The organism is Acidocella sp., assembly GCF_035535915.1.
GTDB lineage: Bacteria > Pseudomonadota > Alphaproteobacteria > Acetobacterales > Acetobacteraceae > Acidocella.
Window position 1 is genome coordinate 1 of record NZ_DATLPB010000041.1, and the last position, 6,514, is coordinate 6,514.

Annotated in this window: 5 protein-coding genes; all 5 read right to left on the reverse strand. The window is 66.9% G+C overall.

The window, feature by feature from the left end; genetic code table 11:
* Positions 1-63 precede the first annotated feature (63 nt).
* Complete coding sequence (locus VNC39_RS05105) at positions 64-1,656, reverse strand: heparinase II/III family protein (protein ID WP_325396837.1); 1,593 nt, start codon at positions 1,654-1,656, stop codon at positions 64-66.
* A complete protein-coding gene (gene rpe / locus VNC39_RS05110; RefSeq protein WP_325396839.1) occupies positions 1,653-2,357 on the reverse strand; it encodes a ribulose-phosphate 3-epimerase in 705 nt (234 codons plus the stop codon). Before rpe ends, VNC39_RS05105 begins: the two co-directional genes overlap by 4 nt.
* A gap of 152 nt (positions 2,358-2,509) precedes the next feature.
* Positions 2,510-4,036, reverse strand: a complete 1,527-nt coding sequence (locus VNC39_RS05115; protein ID WP_325396841.1) for a glycosyltransferase family 39 protein — start codon at positions 4,034-4,036, stop codon at positions 2,510-2,512.
* A gap of 162 nt (positions 4,037-4,198) precedes the next feature.
* Positions 4,199-5,263, reverse strand: coding sequence for an SDR family oxidoreductase (locus tag VNC39_RS05120; RefSeq protein WP_325396843.1), 1,065 nt, complete (start codon positions 5,261-5,263; stop codon positions 4,199-4,201).
* 58 nt (positions 5,264-5,321) lie between these two features.
* Positions 5,322-6,512: an RsmB/NOP family class I SAM-dependent RNA methyltransferase gene (locus VNC39_RS05125; protein WP_408840209.1), complete on the reverse strand. Its 1,191-nt coding sequence runs from the start codon at positions 6,510-6,512 to the stop codon at positions 5,322-5,324.
* Positions 6,513-6,514 lie beyond the last annotated feature (2 nt).

Below are 6,514 nucleotides of genomic sequence, written 5' to 3' on the forward strand. Positions count from 1 at the left end.
ATAACAAAGTTTTTTTGCTTCTTTTTGTTCACAAAAAGAAGCTCTTAACTTCGCCTGCCGATGTCACACGCGGGTGATCGACCATTTCACATGCTGCGGTCCGTCCTGATGCCCGGTCAGCACCACCTGCTCGGCGCGGCGGGGCTCGTTCTGGCCGAAATACACGCTTTCCTCGATCGAGACGGGCGCCCCCAAGGCGCGCAGTCGGAAGCCCTGGCCGCCCGGCGTGCGCAGCAGCACCGTCTCGTTATCCTGCTGCAGGCTGGCCGTGACGCTCGGATGCAGATGAAAGCGGATGGTGAAGGGCTGCGGCTGCGCCGCCTCGATGAGGTCCTCGCCCTGCAGCTCATCACCGGACTCGAACAGGCCGAGCCGGCGGTGATGAATCGCCCCGAACAGCTGCCCCCAACCGTCATGATTGGCCTCGATCCATTGCGCTCCGCCGGCCTCCAGCCGTTCGGCCCGCATTTGGGTCGGGCGGCGGCCGAGGCCCGAGTCGCGCAGTTCCGAGGAGGACACGTCGGCGATAGCCAGGGTCGAATGCGCGGCGGTGCTGCGTAGCGCGTCGTGCCACGCGCCGCTGCTGGCCGGGGCCGCGCCGCAATTCACGATCAGCCGTTCCTTGCCGACGGAAAACTCGAACGACAGCGCCCCGGCATGGGCCCGGCGATCCTGTCCCGCGGGCGGCGGCGCGCCGGCGTCCATGAACAGCAACGCCTTGCCGGTGCTGAGACGGTACAGGCCGCTCTCGCCCAGATAGGCGATGGTGCCGCGCGAGCGGCCGGCCTGGGCCAGCACCAAATCGATCAGGCTGCCCAGATCCTCCTTGCTGCCGTTGAACAAGGCGAGCCCGCCATCGCCATGGCGCAGCGCCCGCATCGCGCAGGCGGCGCTCTCGATCGCGCCGACCAGGGCGGAGGGCGGTTCGGTATTGCCGGCCTGCAGCAACGCGCGGATCTCCGTGAGGTCCTGCAACGCCGTCAGATGCGCCGCCGGGCTGCGCTCGACATGGCAACCATCGGACAGGATCTGCCGGCTCAGTTCGGGCACCAGGAATTTCAGCATCCGCGCCAGATGGCCGACATGGTCGGGCATCGCCACGCTCGCCGCCGCGAGCCCTTTCAGCGCTGTCAAAGCGCGTCCGTCCAGCATTTCCGCGGGCAGGGAGGCGGACAAATTGCGCGCATCCATCACCAGACGGCTCATCAGCCGCTGGCGGAAATCGTCATCGGCCGAGGCCGCGAAAAAATCGTAATGGCCGAGCCAGGCGGCCAGCCGGGCGCCGCAGACATCGGGCGCGGTGGCGATGGCATCCGGTGTTTCGGTGTCCATGTAGGCCGACACGTAGGCGCGGGCGCGGGAGCGCGCGGCATCGGTACCCAGGGCGCGCAGGTCGCGCAGCCAGGTGAAGCCGTGCGCATGGGCGCGCATCGCGGGCGTGGCGTTGACCGACTGGAACACCGTGCGGCTCAGGCTCAGCACCGCGCCGCAATATTCCAGCTCCGCTTTGACCAGCCTGGCGCCCCGGCTGGGGTCACCCGGCCAGGGATCGCGCACCGCGACGGCGGGGGCGTCCGGGGCATTGCGGATGCGCAAATTCTGCAGCCGCGCAAGGAATCCCCGGGCGCTGCGGCCGAAATTTTCCTTCTGGCTCATCCGCCGCCATCCGCCACATCCGGGCGGCCGCTGCGCCGCGCGGCGCGCAAGGCGGCGATGGCCTTGGCATAATCCTGGGTGCCGTAGACGGCAGTGCCGGCGATCAGGCAGTCCGCGCCCATGTCCAGCACGTCGGGCGCCGTGGCCGGCGTGATTCCACCATCGATCTGCAGCACGATATCCCGGCCGGTCTGGTCGATCAGCCGCCGCAGGGTCGCGATCTTGCCCAGTTGCGAGGCGATGAAGGCCTGCCCGCCGAAACCGGGATTCACCGTCATCACCATGATGATGTCCACAAGATCGAGCACATTCACGATCGCCTCGACCGGGGTGCCCGGGTTCAGCACGACGCCGGCTTTTTTGCCGAGCGAGCGGATGAGCTGCAGCGTGCGGTGCAGATGTGGCCCGGATTCCGGATGCACGCTGATATGGTCCGCCCCGGCTTCGGCGAAGGCGGCGATATACGGATCGGCCGGCGCGATCATCAGATGCACGTCGAGCGGCATGGCGGTGTGCTTGCGCAGTGCCTTCACCACCAGCGGGCCGAAGGTGATGTTGGGTACGAAATGCCCATCCATGACATCGAGATGCAGCCAGTCGGCACCGGCCCGTTCGACTGCGGCCGTTTCCTCGCCAAGTCGGGCAAAGTCGGCGGCCAGGAGGCTGGGAGCGATCAGGAGGCGAGTCGGGAGTGTGTTCATGGCGTGAATTGTACCCAAGCCGTTACGGTTTTCACAAGCGTTGCCGAGGGCATTCAGCATCGATGTGAATTCCACAGGTTGATATTTCGTATAAATCTACATCTTTAGGTAGAATTTTCCGATTCGATCCAGAGCGTGTCGGTTGCTATGGCTCAGTCGGCGGCTTCGGCCACCTGGCCGTTGAAGCTCAGCAACACGATATCGAGGCCGATCTGTTGCTGGGTATTGGGCGGTCCGAGCGAGGAGATCTGGGTCAGGAACTGCGCGCGGTCCTCATGGTCGGCCTGGCCGACCCGGCCCTGGATCGCCCAGACCCGGTGCCCCGCGGCCAAAGCGGCGGCGGCCTGCTGCACGTTCTGGGTCCAGGCGGTCTCCGGCAGATGCGCGCCCTGACGCTTCAAATAGACGTTCATCATATGCACAGCCCCGGGGTCGTCCACCAGCAGCAGGTCGCCGGGCTGGAGATCGGTACGCAGGTCTGCGGCGGCGAGATCCCAACGCGGCTTGGTCTCGTCTTTGTAGTAAGGGTGCAAATTGAGCGCGGCGAGCAGGCCGACCACCGCCACCACGGGCAGTTGCAGCCGGCGCGGCACCAGGGTGATGCCCAGCCCGGCGCAAATGAAGAACGGCGCCGCGCTCCACAGCGTATAGCGCGGCACCCAGACCGGGCTGACGGTGGAAATCGCCAGCAGGCTGACCGGCAACACCAGCACCGCCGCGCCGATCACCACCAGCGCCGCGCGCTGCCGGCGCAACGCGTACACCCCGCCGGCGGCCAGCAGCAGCACCAGCCAGCCCAGCCCGGGAATGCCGGAGAACACGCGCACCGCGATCAGGCTGGTGGTGTGCATGAAATAGGTTCCGGCCAGCGTCCACCAGATGCGCGCGCCGCTCAAGGGTGGCACCCAGTCCAGCCCGCCCATCGCCCCGCGCTGGCCAAAAAATTTCAGCGCCAGGAACCAGGGCAGGCAGAACAGCACGATCACGATCTGGGCCAGCAGCCAGTTGCGCCAGAAAAAGCGCGCCCGGCCGGCGGAAGCCCAGGCAATCGCGACCGCGGCGAGGTTGGCCGCGAAGAACCAGAACATGGAATCGCCGAGCACGTTGAGCGCCGCGATGGTGCCGGCCACATAGCTGGCCCAGGCGCCGGGACGGCCGCCTTGCGCGCGCAAGGGCCGCGCCGCGCCTTCCGGGTCCTGGGCCAGCATCACCAGCCCCCAGAGGGCGATGAGGATGGTGCAGATCAGCAGCGTGTAGGAGCGAGCTTCCTGGCCGTATTGCACCTGGGCGGGGGAGAATACCATCAGCAGCCCGGCGGTCAGGCCCGCCAGCGTGCCGCCGAGAGTCCGCGCCACGCCAAAGGCCAGCGCGCAGGACAGCGCGCCGAACAGGATCGCCGGCATGCGCACCCAAAGCTCGTCATGGCCGAAATGCAGCGCCCAGGAGGTGAGGATGAAATAGGACGGAAACTGGTGAAAAAACACCGAGTTCTGAATCATCTGCCAGAGCGGCAGGCGGGCACGGTGAATGGTCGTGACCTCGTCCAGCCAGAACGGCTTGGCGGCGACATCATGGATGCGCGTGGCAAAGCCAAGAAGGAATAAGCCGATAAAGCATGAAATGCTCACACGCCTGGAACGGCGCTCGCTTGTGATCTGGTTTTGTTGCAATCTCGTCAAGATTCTTACAATCCTTGCCCAAGCGGGCGGCCCGGTAGCTCCAGGTGGGAAAGCGAGGCAGGGAAATCAAGCGCCATTTCACGTCTGACGCGAGCCCACACCGTACAGATAGCCGGGAAAAATGGCAGCTTTTTGAAAAAAGCTGCCATTCGGAAGATACTTTTAGAAGATCACCCGCTCGCGCCGCAGCCGCTCGAAAAGGTCGAAGAAGCTGTCGTCGGAGGCCTGATAATCAAGGAAGCCGAGCCGCCGGCTTTTCGACATGTCCGTCACCACTTCGATCGGCCGGCCGAGATCGGCATCGGTGTGCCAGGCGGAGGTGAGGCTGAACAGATCGGGGCCGATCAGGCCGTGCTTGGCCGCGAGGTCCGCCCAGACCGGTCCGCAATCTCGCATTTGCACCGCCAGCGGCCGCTCTTCCCCGGAGAATGGCACCGGCTCCACGCCGAACCAGCCGGCAATGCGCTCCCACATCCAGCTCCAGCGGAACACGTCGCCATTGACGATGTTCAGCGCCTCATTGCGCGCCGCTTCGGTGGTCGCGGCCCATTCCAGCTGGCGCGCCAGCAGCCGCGCGTCGGTGACGTCGGTCAGCCCGTTCCACTGCGCCGCCGAGCCCGGAAACTGGAATTTCCGGCCGGTCTCGCGGCAGATGGTCGCGAAGACGCCGAGCGTGACGCCCATATTCATGGCATTGCCGATCGCATAGCCGATGATCGTGTGCGGACGGTGCACGCTCCAGGTGAAGCCGTCGCGCGACGCCGCCGCGTACAGCTCGTCCTCCTGGGCGTAGTAGAAATTCTCCGTATCGAGGCGCGGCTGGCTCTCGCGAAATGGCGAGGCGGGCAGGGCGCCTTTGCCGTATGCCTCGAACGGCCCCAGATAATGCTTCAACCCGGTCACCAGGGCCACGTGCTGCACGGATTGTTGGGGGCGCAACGCGTCCAGCAGGTTGCGCACCATGGCGGCGTTGACCTTGATGTTCTCCGCCTCGGTCGCCTGGCGCATCCAGGTGCAGATGAATACATGGCTCGGCCGCAGGTCGGCCAACGCGGCGCGCAGCCCCTCGGCGTCGGTGAGATCGGCGGCAACCGGCTTCAACCCGGCGATATCCGCCGGCGGCCGGCGCGCCAGGCCGTGAACGTTCCAGCCCTTCGCGAGCAAATGGCGGGCGAGATTATTGCCGACGATGCCGCTGGCACCGACGACGAGAGCGGTCTTGGTCATATGGCATTCTCTCCAATGATCGTGGCGAGGACAGGGCCGGCGCGCAGACGGCCTGCTTTCAGGCTCTTACCAGCCGGGCAATGAAAAACCCATCCATGCCGCCGCGCTCGGGCCACAGGCCGGGATGCGTGCGCACATCGCCTTGCGCCGTTACCGCTTCCGGAAGTTCGGGCAAATGGAGCGGGTCGCGCCGCAGGCCGAGCCGGGCGCAGGCGGCATCGATCCGCGCCGCCCCTTCGTCCGGCTGCAGCGAGCACACGGCATAGACCAGCCTCCCGCCGGGAGCGAGCATGTCCATGGCGGCATCGAGCAGGGCATCCTGCGCCTTCGTCAGCGTTTGCACATCGCGCGGCTTGCGCAGATGCAGCAAATCCGGGTGGCGGCGGATCGTGCCGGTGGCGCTGCACGGCGCATCCAACAAAATCGCCGGGAATTTCGTATCTGGACGCCAGGTCACGGCGTCGGCGAGAATTGTTTCGGCGCTCAGGCCGAGCCGGGCGAGATTGCCTTTGAGCGTGCCCATGCGGCCCTGGTCGCGCTCCACCGCGGTGACGATTCCGCCGGCGGCGGCAAGTTGCGCCGTCTTGCCGCCGGGGGCGGCGCAGAGATCGAGCACGCGCTCGCCCGGCTGCACCGCGAGCAGCCTTGCGGGCAGGGCGGCGGCGGCATCCTGGACCCAGATCTCGCCGCCGCGGAATCCCGGCAGTTCGGTCACGGACGTGCCGGCGGGAAGGCGGGTGGAACCGGTCGGCAGAATTTCGCCCGGCAGCGAAAAACCGGGCTTGGCGGAAATATCGAGGGGCGCCTCATGCGCGTGCGCGGTGGCGATCGCCCGCGCCTCCCGTCCCCAGCTTGCCCAGGCCCAGCCTGGTGTGTCGAGGCGCGGCATATCCAGCCCGTCCAGCGCCGCCGGCCCGGCAGCGGCGACCTTGCGCAGCACCGCATTGACCAGCCCGGCAAAGGGAGTGAGCCCGCGGGCCCGCGCAAGATCGACCGCGGTGCCCACCGAGGCATGCGCCGGCGCGTCGAGAAACAGCGAAGCCGCCGCGCCGAGCCAAAGAACATGCCGCACCGGCACCGGCGGCTCGCGGCGCAAATGCGCTTCCAGCACCTCGTCCAGCGTGCCGGTATGGCGCAGCACGGCGGCCGCCAGCCGATGCGCCGCCGCCTTGTCGCGCGGCGCCATGGCAGGCAGCGCATCGAGGGCCACGTCCAGCGAGGTGTTTTTCGTCAGCACCGCCTGCAGCAGCG